Origin of the sequence: Amycolatopsis albispora (genome assembly GCF_003312875.1) — a bacterium.
GTDB lineage: Bacteria > Actinomycetota > Actinomycetes > Mycobacteriales > Pseudonocardiaceae > Amycolatopsis > Amycolatopsis albispora.
Genome location: NZ_CP015163.1, coordinates 6886836 through 6903833 on the forward strand (window position 1 = coordinate 6886836; position 16998 = coordinate 6903833).

Sequence of the window (16998 nt, forward strand, 5' to 3'; positions counted from 1 at the left end):
GCCGTCCACTCCGGACTGAACGGGGTTGTGCTGTCGGGGTAGGAACCCCGACCCCCGGAGGTAGTCGTGACACTCGCCGAGCTGCTGCCCAGCCTGGGCTGTGCCGTCGCGGACCGGCTGGATCCCGCCGAATGGCCGCCCGGCACTCGCATCGGGCGTGACGGCGAACTGCTCTTCGCGGGCGCACCGGTCACCGAGCTGGCCGCCCGGTTCGGCACCCCCGCGTACCTGCTCGACGAAGCCCACGTGCGCCGCCAGGCGCGGGCGTACCGCGAAGCGCTGCCGGAGGCGGAAGTCGCCTTCGCGGGCAAGGCGTTGTGCACCAGGTCCGTGTTGCGCTGGGTCGCCGAGGAGGGCCTTTCGCTGGACACCTGCTCCGGCGGTGAGATCGCCGTGGCCCGCGCCGCCGGGTTCCCCGCTTCCCGGATTCTGCTGCACGGCAACGTGAAAACCTCGGAAGACCTGAAGACCGCGCTCGGCTACGGCGTCGGCCGCATCGTGCTCGACTCGCTGGACGAGATCGAGCAGCTCGGGGCGCTGGCACACGGACGGCAGGAGGTGCTGATCCGCGTGGTGCCCGGCGTCGATGGGGGCACGCACGCCGCCATCACCACCGGCACCGAGGGGCAGAAGTTCGGCTTCTCGCTGCTGCCGCGGGTCACCGACAACCTCGATCGCGCGGTCGCCGCCGTGCTCGCGCAGCCGTCGCTGCGGCTGACCGGCCTGCACTGCCACCTCGGCTCGGAAGTGTCCAGAGTGGACGCCTACGAGCGGGCGGCACGGCGGATGGTCGAGGCGCTGGCGCACGTCCGCGAGACCTACGGGCTGGAGCTGACCCACCTGGACCTCGGCGGTGGGCACGCCGTCGACTTCGACCTCGCCGGATACGCCCGGCGGTTGCGCGTCGCGCTCGGGTACGAGTGCTCGGTGCGCGACTTCCCGATGCCGCGGCTGACCGTCGAACCGGGACGCGCGATCGTCGCGCGCGCGGGCATCACGGTGTACCGGGTGTGCGCGGTGAAGCGCGGCAGCCGCACGTTCGTCGCGGTCGATGGTGGTATGAGCGACAACCCGCGTCCCGCGTTGTACGGCGCGCGCTACACCGCGCGGCTGGCGAACCGGTATTCACGCGCGGAGCGGCAGCCGATGATGGTGGTCGGGCGGCACTGCGAAGCCGGTGACGTGCTCGCCCACGACGTGCCGCTGCCCGCGGACGTGCGGCCCGGCGACCTGATCGCGGTGCCGGGCACCGGTGCCTACCACCACTCGCTGGCGTCGAACTACAACCAGGTCGGACGGCCGCCGCTGGTCGGCGTGCGCGACGGTGTCGCGTCCCTGCTGGTCCGCCGCGAAACCGAGGAGGACCTGCTGGCCCGCGACGTGGGTTAGACCGTCTCGAGCACCATCGGCTTCGCGCGCACCCGCTCGTGCCAGCCGAGCGAGGTCACCGCGGCGACCACGACCAGCAGGCCGATCCACTGCGTGGCGGTCAGCGTGGTGTTCAGGAAGGCGACGCCGATGATCGCGGCCGTCGCCGGGAAGGCGAGTTCCGCCAGCGTCGCGCGCGAAGCCGGGGTGGTGCGCAGGCCCGCGTAATACAGGCTCAGCGCGAGCAGGCCGGGGATGAACGCGAGCAGCAGCAGGCCGGGCGCGTTCGCCCAACCAGGTACGAAGGAAACGCCCTGCACGGCCACGATCACCGCGGAAACCGGCAGGCCGACGGTGAACCGGAGCACGGTGACGTCCCGCGCGGGCAGGCTGTGCGAGACGAGCCTGCCGAGCACGGTGCCCGCCGCCCACAGCACCGCCGCGCCGATCGCGAGCAGGGCCGCGCGCAGTGCGTCGACCTCGATGTCGAACGGGTTCTTGAACGCCAGCAGCCAGGCGCCGAGCAGCGCGGGCACGGCGAAGAGCGCGTAGCCGGGGCGGATGCGTTCGCGCAGCAGGAAGAAGGCGGCCAGCACGACAAAAACCGGCTGCAGCTTCTGCAGGACCAGCGGCGTGACCGGGTCCCCGGTGCGGAAAGCCGCGGTGAACAGGGCGGTAGCCAGCGCCGACGAGCCGCCGCCGATGATCAGCACCGCGATCCATTCACGCGGGCCGCAGCCGCGCAGGGCCCGCAGCGCGCGCGGCACGAACGGGGACAGCACGAGCACGACGATGAGGTGTTCCCAGAACACCACGGTGGCCGGTGGCAGGGCGTTGGCCAGTGGGAGGCGCAGCAGGCCGTCGGTGCCCCAGAGCGCGGCGGCGATGGCCACCAGCCAGGTCCGGTCAGCCGGAGTTCGTTCCGCAGTCACACCGCCGATAGTACGACGTCCATCGAATTGAGGGAGCTGTCAAGGGCTGCCGTGGGATTCACCTCATCAGGCAGGAGCGGTGGCGCGGTTGCCTGGTGGAGCGATAGGCAGTGTCCATGCGACGTCTGGTCCCCGCCTTGCTTGCGTTGTTGTCCGTTCCCGCGCTGACCACCCCCGCCTCGGCAGCCGAAGCGGAGTTCGAAGTGGTCACCGCGCGTGGCGAGTTCGGTTCGTCCGCGCCCACCTATGAGCCGGACCTGGTGCCGGTGGGCGCGAAGGCGAGCGTGTTCTCGCTGTCCGCGCCGGAGTTCGGCACCGGGGTGACCCTGGTGGTGCGCGGCCTGCTGCCGAACCGCGAGTACGGCGCGCACGCGCACACCAAGCCCTGCGGCCCCGACGGCGCGGCGGCCGGGCCGCACTACCAGAAGCGGGTGGACCCGGTCTCGCCGTCGGTCGACCCGGCGTACGCGAACCCGTCGAACGAGATCTGGCTGGACTTCACCACGGACCGCTTCGGCACCGGCTTCAGCACCACGCGCGTGCCATGGCAGTTCGACGCCGACCGGCGCGCGGGTTCGGTCGTGGTGCACGAAACGCACACTCACACCCACCCCGGCCACGCCGGCACCGCGGGCGCCAGGCTCGCCTGCCTGAGCGTCGCCTTCTGACCTCCTGGCGTGGCGCGGGTGTCATGAACGGTCTGCCGCCCAGGCGCGCGGCAGACCGTTCATGGCCGCCGACGCCGCGCGAACCCCGCCCGGAAGTGGCACCGCCGCTCTTTCGAGCCAGACACGGGTGTGTCCGTGCATCGGCAAGCAGATGGCTTGTCTCCCGGAGGGGTGGCTGCGATGAAGACTTACCGGGCGACAGCTCACCGCGAGGAGAAGTGGTGGGTGGTCGAGGTGGAAGGGGTCGGGGCGACCCAGGGCCGCTCCACCGCCGAGGCGCAGCGGATGGCCGCGGATCTCGTGGAGATGATGGAAGAACTCACACCGGGCGAATTCACGGTCTCGATCGACTTCGACCTCCCCGGCCCGCTGGGGGAAGACGTCCGGCGTGCGAAGGAAGCCACTCGCGAGGCCGACCTCGCCCAGCGGAGGGCGGCCGAGCGGACCCGCGACGTGGTGCGCCGCCTGCTGGACAGCGGGCTGTCCAAGCAGGACGTCGCCAAGGTGCTGCACGTCTCGCCCCAGCGGGTCAGTCAGCTGGTCAAGTCCTGAACCGGCCGCCCTCGTCGACGTGATCGGCGGCACAGGCGACAATGAAGGGCGTGACCGCCACCCTGAGCAAGCCCGCGTTGAGGATCGGACCCTACGAAGTCGATCCTCCCGTGGTGCTCGCGCCGATGGCCGGGATCACCAACGTCGCCTTCCGGAGGCTGTGCCAGGAGTACGGCGCCGGCATCTACGTCTGCGAGATGATCACCGCGCGCGCGGTGGTCGAGCGGCATCCCGGCACGATGCACATGATGACCTTCGGCGAGCACGAGAAGCCCAGGTCCATGCAGCTCTACGGGGTGGACCCGAAGACCATGCGCGAAGCCGTCAAGATCATCGTCGGCGAGGGGCTGGCCGACCACATCGACAGCAACTTCGGCTGCCCCGTCGCCAAGGTGACGCGCAAGGGCGGCGGCGCCGCGCTGCCGTTCAAGCGCAAGCTCTTCGCCGCCATCGTGCGTGAGTCCGCGGCGGCCGCCGCCGAGGCCGGGGTGCCGTTCACGGTCAAGTTCCGCGTCGGCATCGACGACGACCACCACACCTTCCTCGACGCCGGGCGCATCGCCGAGGCCGAGGGCGCCGCCGCGGTCAGCCTGCACGCGCGCACCGCCGCTCAGCGTTACTCCGGCCAGGCCGACTGGACGAAGATCGCCGCGCTCAAGGAAGCCGTCACCACCATCCCGGTGCTCGGCAACGGCGACATCTTCTCCGCCGCCGACGCCCTGCGCATGGTCGGCGAGACCGGGTGCGACGGCGTGGTCGTCGGCCGCGGCTGCCTCGGCAGGCCGTGGTTGTTCGGCGAACTCGAAGCCGCCTTCCAGGGTCGCGAGATCCCCGAGGGGCCGAACCTCGGCGAGGTCGCCCGCGTGCTGCGCCGCCACGCCGAGCTGCTCGTCGAGCACGACGGCGCCGCCAAGGCCATGCGCGACCTGCGCAAGCACATGGCCTGGTACCTGATGGGCTTCCCGGTCGGCTCCGAACTCCGCCGCGGCTTCGCGATGGTGTCGAGCATGGACGAGCTCGACGACCTGATCGCCCGCCTCGACCACACCGCGCCGTTCCCCGCCGACGCCGAGGGGCCACGCGGCCGCCAGGGCTCGCCGGGCAAGGTCACGCTGCCGCATGGCTGGCTCGACGACCCCGACGACAACTGCGTGCCCGAAACCGAGGACATGCACTCGGGCGGCTGAGCCTCACTTCTCCGAATACCCCAGGTCCACCGGATCCGTGGCGTCCGGCGAAACGTGCGCGCGGTACCAGTCGGCGGAGCGCGCGAACTTCTCCGCGAAGCCGCCGCCCGGGTCCAGTTCCGTGCGCCGCCACAGCCGTTCGCTTTCGTACCAGTGGTCCTTGGCCAGCAGCTCGAACTGGTGGTCCGTCAACCCGGGCAGCACCTTCCGAGTGCGCTCCCGGTGCGCCTCGCACCCCAGGTTCCGCGACGGCGGGCGCACCCCCAGCTCCCGGCACACCGTGCCGATCACCTCCCGCATCCGCACCGGCCGCGGGTCGTTGGCGTGGAACACCGCGCCCCGGCTCTTCCCCCACGACAACCCCATCAACCGCACCACCAGCGCGGCGAGGTCGTTCACCTCGATCACCGACGTGAGCGCGGCACCCCGGTCGATCCACGCCGGGACCGCGCGCACCAGCCGGCACAGCGCGGGCACGAACCAGGTGTCGCCGTGCCCGTAGACCAGGTGCGGCCGGAGCACGGTCCCGCCGAACCGCCGCACCTCCCGCTCCGCCTGCGCGCGGCTCAGGCTGGTCGCCGACACCGGTTCCGGCGCCAGCAGCGACTCGCTGATCCCGCGGTGCGGCCCGTGCCCGTAGACCGCCGTCGTGCTCATGTACAGGAATCGCTGGATCCCGGCCTGTTCGGCCTCCGCCAGCAGGAACTTCGTGCCGTCCCGGTTCACCCGGCGGCACCGCCCGGCGTCACCGCCGATCTGCGCGGCGATGTGGATGACCGTGGACATCCCGTCGACGAGCCCGCGCAGCCCGTCCGGTTCGGACAGATCACCCTTGACCACCTCGACCCCGGACTCGGCCAGCCACTGCGGCGGGGATCGGGTGAGCACCACCAGTGGCGGCCCCCAGTCGAACCAGCCCACCCGGTGCAGTTCCCGGATCACCGCGGTGCCGATGAACCCGGTCGCCCCGGTCAGCAGGACCGGTCTTCCCCCAGTCGTCCCCATGTTTCAGCCGTGCACCAGCAGGTCGACGGTGCCGAACGCGGCGGTGCGCCCGGCCTGGCCGAAGACCACCTCGACCGAGGTGACGCCGGACCGCTGCGTGGCGCTTTCGGTGGCGCTGACCAGCGTCGGCAGATCGGTCTCCAGGTAGTGCTCGAAGTGGAAGTCGGCGCCGACGGGCAGCGCGTGCGGCCTGCCGATGGCCAGCTTCGCCGCCTGGCGCGCGGCTTCCATGGTGACCATGCCGGGCACGTGGTCCACCGGGTGGTCGAACATCACCGGGTGGGACTGGTCGACCCGCAGCACCCATTCGCGGTCGCGGGTGCCGGGGGCGAGCGCGACGTCACGCACGCGGTCGCGGCCGACGGACGCGGGCGAAACCCCGGCAAGCGGCTCCACTTCGGTCACCACGTCGGCGCGCTCCCCGCGCAGCCGCCGGTACGCCGAGGGCGAGACCGCGCTCCACACCGCGCCGCCCGAGCCGATGCGCTCACCGTCGCGGTAGCAGCCGACTTCCAGGCGCCCGCCGGCGATGCGCTTCCCGCGCCGCTTGTGGTCGTGGCTGGTCACCGCGAGCACGATGTGGGCGGGGCGCGCGCCCAGCCGGAGGCCGTCCGAGCCGAGCGAGAAGCTCTGCCGGTGGACGATGAACTTCCAGTCCAGCGCCACCCCGAACTCGGAGTGCGCGATCAGCAGCCCGGCCTGGCGGATGGTCTCCGCCATCAGCATCGGGTCGTGGTGGTCCGGTCTCAGCAGGCTGAAGAAGCTGTGGCCACGCGGCCACTGGGCGCCCACCTGGAACTCGGTGTCGCCGAGCGTGCACAGGTCGGTCAGGAACACCTCGGAAACCGCCGCGCGGTGCACCAGCGCCCGCGGAATCGTCTGATCGAAGAGGACGTCGGACCGCTGCGAGACCACCGCGTTACCGAACTCCGGCGCCGCCGTGACCACATCCCCACCCGGCCGGGTCATCATCGCTGTCATCAGCACTCCTTGTGTGGAAGCTCACGTTATGACCGTTTTGAACATACTGACTGCCCGGTTTTTTTTACAACCCCTTCGGATGATAAATTCCTGGTTAACTGCTCACCGGCCGTAGGATCTCGGCCGCTACGTCGTCCGAACAGACCAGGGACCCGGCACCTGTGTCCTCCGAACAGCCGAAGGAATGGCGACTGGATCCCCCAAGAACCCAGGGAGTTGTACGTGCCCAAGCAGGAACGGGCCGAGCTCACCCGAACGGCCATCCTGGACGCGGCGGCCATGGTGTTCGACGAGCGCGGCTTCCAGGGCGGCACGCTGACCGACATCATCGCGGGCGCGGGCGTCACCAAGGGAGCGCTGTACTTCCACTTCTCCTCGAAGGAGGAGATCGCCAAGGCGATCATCTCCGAGCAGTTCACCATCTGGACCCCGCCGGAGGACCCGGACCTGGTGACCCTGCAGACCGCGATCGACCTGTCGCACGGCATGGCGATCAGCCTGCGGAACAACCCGCGCGTGCGGGCGGGCATCCGGCTGGTGATCGAGCAGGGCACGTTCTCCACGCCGACCCCGGACGCGTACCAGAACTGGATCGGGCTGGTGCAGACCTGCCTGGAAAGCGCCGCGCGCCAAGGAGATCTGCGCCCGGAGCTGGACCCGGTGGACGTCGCCACGTTCGTCATCGCGTCGTTCACCGGGGTGCAGATCAGTTCGGAGGTGCTCACGCAGCGCGAGGACATCACCGAGCGGGTCACCATGATGTGGCGGATCACCCTGCCGGGCATCGTGCCGCCGCGGCGGTTGCACAAGTTCCGCCCGGAGGGCAGCCAGGTCGCCGAAGCGAACGGGGTCAGCCGAAGCTGACCGGGGGCCGCGCGGCGGCGGCGGAACTGCCGGTGCGGTCGAGGCCGGCGGTGCGCGCGGGCACGGCGATGCCGGGCAGCAGCACCTCCCACGCCTTGCTGACCGCGACCGTGCGCGGCCGGGGCAGCGTGCCCGCCCACCACAGCACCTCGAGCCCGGTGCTGGCCGCGACCACCTGGGTCAGCACGGCGTCCTGGGCGACGCCCGGCTTCAGCTCGCCCGCCGCGTCGGCGCGGGCGAGCGCGTCACTGATGGTCTTGAGCAACGCCTGGTAGAAGTCGCTGAACGGGGCGCCGCGATCGGCGCACTCGCGCGCGGTGCGCATGCAGGCGCGGATCACCGGGCTGGCGTCGAGCCAGGCGGCGAGCGTGTGGGTCAGGTCGATCACGGTCTGCAGCGGGGAGTTCTCGTTGGAGGCGAGCTTGGCCGCGTGCGACTCGAGCATCACGCAGCCGAGTTCCTGCACCGCGCCGACGAGCTCGTCCTTCGAGGCGAAGTGGAAGTAGACGGCCCCCTTGGTCACCCCGGCCGCCTGGCTGATCTCGGACATGCTGGCGGTCGGGAAGCCGTCACGGTCGAACAGCCTGGCGGCACACCTCACGATCTCGTTCCTGGTCTGCTCTGACCGATGCTGCTTGGCCACAGGGGGCTCCTCGACTGCTGGGACGAACGGCGTGACGGCTCATCCCGGCCCGCCTCACGCGGTGAGCGCGGGGAACAGGGGGTCCCCGGGCCGGGTCGGCTCCTGATCGGAGGTGAGGATGCACCGGTGCAGTCGGCGCAGGCTCAAGGACGGCTCGAGTCCCAGGCCTTCGACCAGGCGGGTGCGCAGCCGCAGATAGACCTCGATGGCGTCACCCCGGCGGCCGGCCCGCTGCAACGCGAGCATGAGGTGCCCGTGCAGGCCCTCGTGCGTCGGGTTGCGGGCGACCAGCGCGGTGAGTTCACCGAGCAGCTCGTGGTGCCTGCCGAGCCGGAGATCGGCGTCGATGCGGCGGTCGAGCACGCACAACCTGGCCTCCTCCAGGCGGTGCACCTCGACCTCGAGCAACCCGCCCGGCATCACGTCGGCCAGCGCGCGACCGCGCCAGAGCGCCAGCGCGCGCCCGAACTTCTCCGACGCCCCGGCGAAGTCACCGGCCTCGCGCGCGCGGTGACCGGACTCGGCCAGCCGGTCGAACTCCTTGACGTCGATCGTGAACCCCTCATCACGAAGAACATAGCCCCCTACTTCTCGCGCCAGGATCGCTTTCGGATCCCGGGCGCGACCGTCTTCGGCGCCCGCCCCCGCCGCACCGATCATGGACCTCAGGTGCAGCACGTAGGTCTGCAGGGTGGTGCGTGCGCTCCGCGGCACCTTCCCACCCCACAACTCCTCGAACAAGGCCGTGTCGGGAACCAGTTCCCCGGCGTGCACCGTCAGCATGGCGAGCAGCTTGCGCTCCTTCGCCGCCGTCGGCGCCACCGTTCTGCCGCAAAACTGGACTTCAAGCGGCCCCAGCACCCGGATGTCCATCACAGCTCCCTCAGCTCGTCGGCGAGCCGGTGGTCACCCCTGCCAGCGGCCCGATACCCAAAATTCAAAACCGGGCGGTCGGTTTTGTCAACGGTTTCGGTACCGGTCGGTCGGTTTTTTCGTTGAGCGGTCGACCCCCTCACCCTACTCCTGAGCAGCCACGATGCCCGCCGGTTCGGCCGGAAGCTGCCGATCTTCGCCGTCGACGGCGCCTCGACGGCTTGTCGGACCCCACTCGAGCCGCCCTCGATTCCCGGGAGCGACCCCTTTTCCTGGGCTAATTTCGCCCTGAACCCCGCACACGACGCAAAGGGGACATCATGCTGATCGCACGGGATGAGCAGGTCGCGGCGCTCAAGGCGCGGCTGGCCGGCGCGGAGTCGGGCCTCGGGACCACCACGGTGCTGACCGGGGGCGTCGCGTGCGGGAAGACCACGCTGCTGACCCGGTTCGCCGAACTCGCCGAGGACTCCGGCGCGCTGGTGCTGCGGGCCGGCTGCGCCCGCGCCGAGCAGGGCCTGCCCTTCGGCGCGCTGGGCCAGCTGCTGCCGCCGCCCGCACTCGCCGACGAACGGATCGCGAAGGCGCTCGACCACGACCCGGACCGGACGGTGGCGGACAACGAACTGCTGCGCGTCTCGCGTGCGGTCGGTGCCGCGTTGTTCGCGTTGTCCGCCGAACGGCCGCTGGCCATCCTGCTCGACGACGCCCAGTACTGCGACGCGCCTTCGATGAGCTGCCTGCTGTACCTGGTGCGGCGGCTCCCCGGGCAGCGCGTGACCGTGGTGCTCACCGAAGGCGCCGGGCCGCTGGCCCTCGATCCGGGGGTGCGCGCGGAACTCTCGCGCCAGCCGCACTTCCACGCGCTGCCGGTCGAACCACTGACCGCCGGGAACGACCTGCCGCTGACCGGCGGCAACCCGCAGCTGATGAACGGGCTGGCCGAGGGTCGCTTCACCGAGGCACTGCTCGGCTGCCTGCACCGGGCGGCGCCGTCCACGGTCGAGGTGCTCGGCGCCATCGGCGTGCTGGGTTCGGCCGACGACGTGGCCGAGCTGCTCGGCCGTGAGATCGACGCCGACCTGCTGGCGCTGCGGGCGAGCGGGCTGATCAACGCGGGCGACCAGGCACACCCGGACGTCGCGGCGGCGGCGCTCGGCACCTTCACCCCGGCGGCCGCGGCCGAGCTGCACGAGCGCGCGGCCGTGCTGACCCACACCGCGGGCGCCGCCCCCGAGGTGGTGGCCGGGCACCTGCTGCGGGCCCCGCACCTGCGCCCGGACTGGGCCGCGCCCGTGCTCACCGACGCGGCCGACACCGCGCTGCGCGACCAGCGGCCCGCGGATGCCGTCCGCTACCTGGAACTGGCCCGCGCGAGCACCACCGATCCCGCGCTCCGGCTCGACCTGTCCGCGTTGCTGGCCAGGGTGACCTGGCGGCTCGACCCCGGGCAGTCCTCGCGGCACCTCGAACCGCTGATGACCGCCGCCCGCGACGGCAGGCTGGCCGGTCGTGACACCACCGCGCTGGCGGGATACCTGCTCTGGCAAGGCAAGCACGACGAGGCACTGGCCACCATCCGCGGCCTGGCCGGGGACGCGCAGCAGCTCGCGGAGGCCGAACTCTGGCTCAGCACCACCTATCCGGGGCTCAAGCGGCGGATCCGGTTCGACCAGCTGCTGCCCGGCGGCCAGCCGGTGACCGCGCCGAGGCCGACCGTGCTCGGTGCCGAGCACCTGCTGCAGCGGTCGCAGTTCGGGGAACGCGACCAGATCTCACCCCAGGAGGAGTTCGGCGCGTTGCTCACGCTGATCTACGCCGGACGGCTCGACGCCGCCGCGCACTGGGGCAGGCTGCACCACCTCCGGCTGCGCACCACCAGCCGCACCGGGCAGGCGCTGCTGGCCTCGGTCCGCGCGGAAATCGCGGTGCGCCAAGGGGAACTGACCATCGCGCACCGGGAGGCGAGCGAGGCGCTGCGGGTGCTGTCCGAACGCGGCTGGGGGGTCGGCATCGGCTTCCCGCTGGCGAACCTGCTGCTCGCGCTGATCGGCCTCGGCAGGCTGGAGGAGGCCGCCGAGATCGCCGAACGGCCGGTGCCGCAGGCCATGTTCGACACCCGGTTCGGCCTGCACTACGCGTACGCGCGCGGTTGCTACAGCCAGGCCATCGGCAGGCACCAGGCGGCGCTCGCCGACTTCCTGTTCTGCGGTGAGCTGATGCAGCAGTGGGGCATGGACCAGCCGTCGGTGGTGCCGTGGCGGACCGGCGCCGCGCAGGCCTGGCTGGCGCTGGGCAACCGCGGCCAGGCACGCAAGCTGGTCGACGCGCAGCTCGCGCTCGCGGGCACCGAGCAACCGCGGGTGCGGGGGATCTCGTTGCGGGTACTGGCCGCGGCGAGCGAACCGGCGCAGCGCCCGCAGCTGGTCGCCGAAGCGGTGAAGCTGCTGGAGGCCTGCGGTGACCGGCTCGAACGGGCCAAGGCACTGCAGTTGCTGACCGGCGACCGGCACGACCGGCACGACCGGCGCCGTCCGGTGCCGCGGGCCAAGCCGCAGCCCGCCCGGCCGGCCGGGGAGGTGGTGCGCGGGCTGGACAAGCTCAGCGAGTCCGAAAGCCGAGTCGCCGCGCTCGCGGTGTGCGGCTGCTCGAACCGGGAGATCGCGGGCAAGCTCTACATCACGGTGTCCACTGTGGAGCAGCACCTGACCAGGACCTACCGCAAGCTGGGCATCAAGCGGCGCTGTGATCTGCCGATCGAGCTGCGGGCGTTGGCGACCGGGACGACTGGGACGACTGGGACGACACGGAGTGCGTGAGGTCCGCCCAGTACCGCTCCCGCTGGAACGGGTAGGTGGGCAGCTCGGCCGGGCGGGCGCCGGGGAAGCAGGCGCGCCAGTCCACCGCGACCCCGCGCAGGTGCGCCTTCGCCACCTCGGCGAGGAACGGCCGCAGCCCAGCGGGGGCGCCCGCCTCGGCGAACACGCAGCCCTGGTCGGCCAGTGCCTTGCGTGCGTGCGCGAAGAGCACCGGCTGCCGCAGGTTCCAGTACCAGTAGTCGGCGGTCAGCTCGGTGGTGTCGAACCAGTCGCCGGTGACCGCGGAGAAGAACGGCACCGCCGCCGGACCGGGCGCCACCTCGGCGAGCAGGTCCTTGACCAGCTGCTCGATCTCGTCCACATGGGACGAATGCGCGGCGTGGCCGGCCGGCAGCCGCCGCACCCGGATCCGGTCGGCCTTGAACCGGTACATCAGCTCGTCCAGCGCCCCGGCGTCCCCGCTGACCAGCACCGAGTCGGGGGCGTCGATCGCGGCCACGCCCAGGCGGCCCGGCCAGTACGCGATCCGGTCGACCACCTCGTGCTCCGGCAGGGAAACCGCGACCACACCACCGCGGCCGACGATGCCGCGCAGCGCCCGCGCCCGCAGCGCCGCCACCTTCGCACCGTCCTCAATGGACAACGCGCCGCACACCACGGCGGCGGCGATCTCGCCGTCCCCGTGCCCGAGCACCGCCGACGGCCGCACGCCGAACGACTCCCACAGCGCGGCCACCGCCACCTGCACCGCCCAGTGCACCGGCAGCACCACGTCCACCCGGTCCGGCACCAGCTCGTTGTGCAGCAACTCGGTCAGCGACCAGTCGACGTGCGCGGCCAGCGCCCGCTCGCAGTCGGCGATCCGGTCGGCGAACACCGGGTGCTCCAGCAGCTCGTTGGTCCGCCAGTCCAGTTCGCCACCGGGGAAGACCAGCACCGGCGCGGTGGCCTCGGCGGCCGTGCCCAGCACCAGGTTCGGCGCGGTCCGGCCGTCGGCGAGCGCGATCAGCCCCGCGCGGAACTCGGCGGGATTCTCGCCGATCACCACCGCCCGGTGCGTGAACTCCGTGCGGGAGGCCAGTGACAGACCGATGTCGGCGGGCGCGTCGGTGTCCAAAGAGGACAGCAGCCGGGTGGCCAGCTCGCGGAGCGCCCCTTCGGACTTCGCCGACAGCGGCCACGCCATCGGGAGGTCGGCGATCGGCTCGGCGGGCTCCGGCCTGACCCGGCGCACCGAACCGAGCAGCGCGGCCACCGGCTCCGGCTGTTCGGAGACCGTCGCCAGCACCGGGTGCCCGAGCCGTTCGGCGTCGGAAAGCCGTTGCAGCACCACGATTCCGGCGCCTTCGGCCGGTTCGCCGTCGAGCGCGTCGGGGGTGGCCAGCACGTTCGCCCAGCCTGCCAGCGCCATGGCCGACTCACCGCGTCGCAGCGATTCGACCGCCATGCGGCAGGCATCCGGGGTGTCCACCGCCGGACCGGCGAGGCCGAACGCCTGCGCCACGCGCACCGCGGCGGGCATCGGCCGCGTGTCCATCGAAGCCGCCCACACCAGCGATTCGTAGTGCCTGCCCTGGACCCCGGCGAACACGCCGACCCGCTCCCCGCGCATCCGTTCCGGGTCGATCCCGGCGGTTTCGAAGGCTTCCCAAGCGGTTTCCAGCAGCAGCCGCTGCTGCGGATCGATGACCACCGCCTGCTCACCGGACAGCCCGAAGAAGGCCGCGTCGAACTCACCCGGCGCCCGCAGGAAAGCCCCGCGCGGCGCGATGTCCCAGCCGCGGTCCTCCGGTACCGGCCCGATTCCCTCGGGAAGACGCCCGCTCAGCCCGATGACCACGATCGGCTCGTCTCCGGTGGCTTCCGTGCCGTCCATGGCGTAGGCGACCCCGGCACGCACGATCAGCGGCGGGGCCGCCGCGCCGAGCACCTCGGGCAGCACCCGCGCGGTGGCTTCGTGCTCGTCGGCGAAGACCAGCTGGCGCTCACCACCCCGCACCCGCGCGCTCGCCTGCTCGGTGGTGGTGAACGGCACGATCCTGGGCTCCGGCCCGGTGGTTCTCGGTGCCGGTGGCCGCGGGTGCCAGCCGTCGTCGGCGGGCTCGGTGACCACCGCCGGTTCGACCACCCCGGTCGCGTGCCTGGTCCAGTCCTCACCGGTCCGCGTGTACAGGTGGACCACGCGCATGCCGTTCTCCAGCGCGCCGACGCGCAACTGGAACCGCGCGGGCAGCAGCAGATCCGCCTCGGGATGCAGTTCCCGCACCCGCGCGCAGCCGGCTTCGGCACCGGCGAGCGCGAACAGCTCGGTCAGCAACGCGAGCGGCAGTGGTTTGCCGGCCAGCCAGGGATGCGTGCCCTCGTCCAGATCACCGCAGCACAGCAGCGCGCCGGTCCCGGCGATCGGCTCGACCAGGTCGAACACCATCACGCCACCCCGAGCGACCGCGGCGAGCGCACGGGCAGCGGCGGCCCGCTGATCTCGATGAGCCGGTACCCGTGGCGCCGGTACGCCGTCAGGGTTCGTTCGAACGACTCGGGATTGCCCGCCGAAGCCCGCACCAGGCGCCGCACGGTGATGCGGCCCGCGCGGAACCGGAAGGTCAGCTCGTCGATCGCCGCGGGATCCCCGGAAACCACCACCGAATCCGGGCCGTCGACCGCGAGCACGCCGATCCGGCCCTGCCAGCGGGCGATCCGGTCGGCCACCTCGCTCTCCGGCAGCGACACGGCGACCATTTCCTGCGAGCGCACGGCAATCGCCTTCGCGCCCTCCTCCACGGTGAGCGAACCGGCGACCACGGCCGCCGCGATCTCACCGGCGCCGTGACCGAGCACCCGCGCCGGGCGCACCCCGGTGGCCTGCCACATCGCGGCGAGCGCGACCATCGTCGCCCAGTCGTGGCCGTGCCGGGGATCGGTGTACCGGGCCAGCCGCCGCTCGCATTCGGCGTAGGTGGCGGCGAACTCGGGGGAGCGCTCACGCAGGTCCTCGGCGAGCCCCGGCTTGCCGAGCACGTCCGGGAACACGAAGATCCGCAGGTCGTCGGTGGCCCGGCAGTCGTAGGCCAGCGCCTGGGCGTGGCCGCCGCGGGCGCGGCGGCGTTCGGCGAGCGCGGCCAAGTAGGCGCTCGTCGCCGCCGCCGCGCCCTGGCCGGTCCGCCCGCGCACGCCGTCCAAAGTGGACATCAGCAGGAAGGCGTCCAGCTCGGTGGCGGCGAAGACGCGGTCGAGGTTGCGGGCACCGAGCACCCTGGTGTGCAGGTCGGCCGGGCGCAGCTCGGGCAGCGGGCCGACGGCGTCGTGTCCCGCGGTGTGCACCACCGCGTCGATCGGCCCGTGCTCCCGCTTGACCCTGGCCAGCGAGGCCTCGTCGGTGACGTCGGCGGCGGCCATGGTGACCCGGGTGCCCGCCAGCAGCTTGCGCAGCTCCGCCGCTTCGGCGGCCCCGGGACCACGGCGGCTCACCAGGATCAGGTGGCTCGCGCCCTGCTCGGCGACCCAGCGGGCGACGCGGGTGCCGAGCGCGCCGGTGCCACCGGTGATCAGCACGGTGCCGCGCGGTGCCCAGTCGTGCCCGGGCTCGCGCACGGTCCGCGCGGCGTAGAGGTTGCCGTCGCGGACGGTGAAGCGGTTGTCGCCGCCGCGGTGGGAAAGCGCGGTGACGAACAGGCGCGCGGTCCGCGCGTCGAACTCGGCGGGCAGGTCGACCGTTCCGCCCCAGCCGTGTGGATTCTCCAGCACGGCGGCGCGGCCGAGTCCCCAGAGCAGCGCCTGCCCGGGATCACCGCCGGTCGCCATCGCGCCGCGCGTCACGCACCACAGCGGGACCGACTGCCCCGCGTCACCGAGCGCCTGCATGAGGTAGACGGTGGACGCGACGCCGGGCGGGAGCTGGTCGCCGTCACCGGCTTCGGCCAGCGCGAGCAACGAGACCACACCGGACAGTTCGCGGAAGATGCGGAAGCAGTCGGCCATCGCGCCGCGATCGCCGGCCGGGATGAGGATCGGCTCGGCGCCGTACTGACGCAGCGCCGCGGCGAACCGCTCGCCGTCGTCGAGATCCGGCACCACCACGGCCCAGCGGCCGGACAGCGCCGGCCTGCCCTGCACCGGCCGCCACTCCAGCCGGTGACGCCAGCAGTCGAGCGCGTTGTCGATCCTGTTGGTCATTGGCGCGGCCCCTCCCCATGAGAACGGCTTCCCGCTCACTCTGGGAACAGCATCCGGCCGACTCGACGGCGCGCCCACCCCTATCCCGTGCCGCGCCCCTACTTACCGGGCCACCCATGCGAATTCCACGCGGGGTCCACAGTGGAACGCATGCGCCCGCGCGTGCGTTGCGCACGTGGCGGCACGGGATGAGGGGGTACTGTTCAGATTTCGTCGTCGCCGGGGCCGTAGCCGGGCATGCGGCCGGTGACCACGAAGATCATCCGCCGCGCCACCGACACCGCGTGGTCGGCGAAGCGCTCGTAGAACCGGCCCAGCAGCGTGACGTCCACGGCGGCGGCCACGCCGTGCGGCCACTCGCGGTCCATCAGCACGGTGAACAGGTGACGGTGGATGTCGTCGACCTGGTCGTCGTCGGACTCCAGTTCCTTGGCCGCGCCCACGTCCTTGGTCTTGATGACCTGCTCGGCCTGCCGCGCCAGCCGCACCGCGATCTGGCCCATTTCGGCGAAGTAGCCGCGCACCTGCTCCGGCAGCACCGGCTCGGGGTGCCGCCGCCGCGCGGCCTTCGCCACGTGCAGCGCCAGGTCGCCCATGCGCTCCAGGCTTTCCGCCGCGTGGATCGCCGCGAGCACGGTGCGCAGGTCGGTGGCCACCGGGGCCTGCAGCGCCAGCAGCGCGTAGGCCTGCTCCTCGCAGGCCGCCCTGGCGTCGTCGACCTTGGCGTCGTCGCTGATCACCTGCTCGGCGACCGCGAGGTCGGCGTCGAGCAGGGCCTGGGTCGCCCGCTCCATGGCGTCCGCCACCTGCACGGACATGGCCGCCAGCTTGTCGGCCAGTTGTTCGAGTTCGACGTGGTAAGCCTCGCGCATGCGGCCAACCATACGGCCAGGACCACGCGAACGCCGCATCGCCGGGTGAACCCGGCGTGAA

Annotated in this window: 14 protein-coding genes; 6 read left to right on the plus strand and 8 right to left on the minus strand. The window is 72.1% G+C overall.

The window, feature by feature from the left end:
- Positions 1-66 precede the first annotated feature (66 nt).
- Positions 67-1389 carry a diaminopimelate decarboxylase gene (lysA, locus tag A4R43_RS32620; protein WP_113695602.1) on the plus strand — a complete coding sequence of 441 codons (1323 nt, stop codon included), beginning with the start codon at positions 67-69 and terminating at the stop codon, positions 1387-1389.
- Here the strand turns inward: lysA and A4R43_RS32625 are convergent.
- Complete coding sequence (locus A4R43_RS32625; protein WP_236808419.1) at positions 1386-2300, minus strand: DMT family transporter; 915 nt, start codon at positions 2298-2300, stop codon at positions 1386-1388. The genes lysA and A4R43_RS32625 overlap by 4 nt on opposite strands.
- Positions 2301-2416: 116 nt before the next feature.
- Here A4R43_RS32625 and A4R43_RS32630 point away from each other — a divergent pair, with 116 nt between their 5' ends.
- The 3 genes from A4R43_RS32630 to dusB all read left to right on the plus strand — a co-directional run bounded on the left by A4R43_RS32630 (position 2417) and on the right by dusB (position 4707).
- Entirely contained in the window at positions 2417-2968 is a 552-nt protein-coding gene (locus tag A4R43_RS32630) for a superoxide dismutase family protein (protein WP_113698032.1), read from the plus strand.
- Positions 2969-3148: 180 nt separating this feature from the next.
- Positions 3149-3520, plus strand: a complete 372-nt coding sequence (locus tag A4R43_RS32635; RefSeq protein ID WP_113695604.1) for a hypothetical protein — start codon at positions 3149-3151, stop codon at positions 3518-3520.
- A 41-nt stretch (positions 3521-3561) separates the two neighbouring features.
- Positions 3562-4707 (plus strand): tRNA dihydrouridine synthase DusB, encoded by a 1146-nt coding sequence (gene dusB / locus A4R43_RS32640; protein WP_113695605.1) that lies wholly within the window; start codon positions 3562-3564, stop codon positions 4705-4707.
- Between the two features lie 3 nt (positions 4708-4710).
- On the opposite strand, the gene A4R43_RS32645 is transcribed toward dusB, so the two are convergent.
- Positions 4711-5712 carry an NAD-dependent epimerase/dehydratase family protein gene (locus tag A4R43_RS32645; RefSeq protein ID WP_113695606.1) on the minus strand — a complete coding sequence of 334 codons (1002 nt, stop codon included), beginning with the start codon at positions 5710-5712 and terminating at the stop codon, positions 4711-4713.
- A gap of 3 nt (positions 5713-5715) precedes the next feature.
- Positions 5716-6693: a ScbA/BarX family gamma-butyrolactone biosynthesis protein gene (locus A4R43_RS32650; RefSeq protein ID WP_113695607.1), complete on the minus strand. Its 978-nt coding sequence runs from the start codon at positions 6691-6693 to the stop codon at positions 5716-5718.
- 222 nt (positions 6694-6915) lie between these two features.
- Here A4R43_RS32650 and A4R43_RS32655 point away from each other — a divergent pair, with 222 nt between their 5' ends.
- Positions 6916-7557, plus strand: a complete 642-nt coding sequence (locus A4R43_RS32655) for a ScbR family autoregulator-binding transcription factor (protein WP_113698033.1) — start codon at positions 6916-6918, stop codon at positions 7555-7557.
- Here A4R43_RS32655 and A4R43_RS32660 read toward each other — a convergent pair.
- Both A4R43_RS32660 and A4R43_RS32665 read right to left on the minus strand, forming a co-directional pair.
- Positions 7544-8200 (minus strand): ScbR family autoregulator-binding transcription factor, encoded by a 657-nt coding sequence (locus A4R43_RS32660; protein WP_113695608.1) that lies wholly within the window; start codon positions 8198-8200, stop codon positions 7544-7546. The genes A4R43_RS32655 and A4R43_RS32660 overlap by 14 nt on opposite strands.
- Before the next feature lie 54 nt (positions 8201-8254).
- Positions 8255-9073, minus strand: a complete 819-nt coding sequence (locus A4R43_RS32665; protein WP_113695609.1) for an AfsR/SARP family transcriptional regulator — start codon at positions 9071-9073, stop codon at positions 8255-8257.
- 320 nt (positions 9074-9393) lie between these two features.
- Between A4R43_RS32665 and A4R43_RS32670 the strand changes: the two genes are divergently transcribed.
- Positions 9394-11892 (plus strand): helix-turn-helix transcriptional regulator, encoded by a 2499-nt coding sequence (locus A4R43_RS32670; protein WP_113695610.1) that lies wholly within the window; start codon positions 9394-9396, stop codon positions 11890-11892.
- Here A4R43_RS32670 and A4R43_RS32675 read toward each other — a convergent pair.
- The 3 genes from A4R43_RS32675 to phoU form a co-directional block, all read right to left on the minus strand.
- On the minus strand, positions 11807-14320 hold the full coding sequence (locus A4R43_RS32675) for an acyltransferase domain-containing protein (protein WP_113695611.1): 2514 nt from the start codon (positions 14318-14320) through the stop codon (positions 11807-11809). The genes A4R43_RS32670 and A4R43_RS32675 overlap by 86 nt on opposite strands.
- Entirely contained in the window at positions 14320-16065 is a 1746-nt protein-coding gene (locus tag A4R43_RS32680; protein ID WP_113695612.1) for an SDR family NAD(P)-dependent oxidoreductase, read from the minus strand. Before A4R43_RS32680 ends, A4R43_RS32675 begins: the two co-directional genes overlap by 1 nt.
- A 203-nt stretch (positions 16066-16268) precedes the next feature.
- Positions 16269-16937, minus strand: coding sequence for a phosphate signaling complex protein PhoU (phoU, locus tag A4R43_RS32685; protein ID WP_113695613.1), 669 nt, complete (start codon positions 16935-16937; stop codon positions 16269-16271).
- Between the last annotated feature and the right edge of the window lie 61 nt (positions 16938-16998).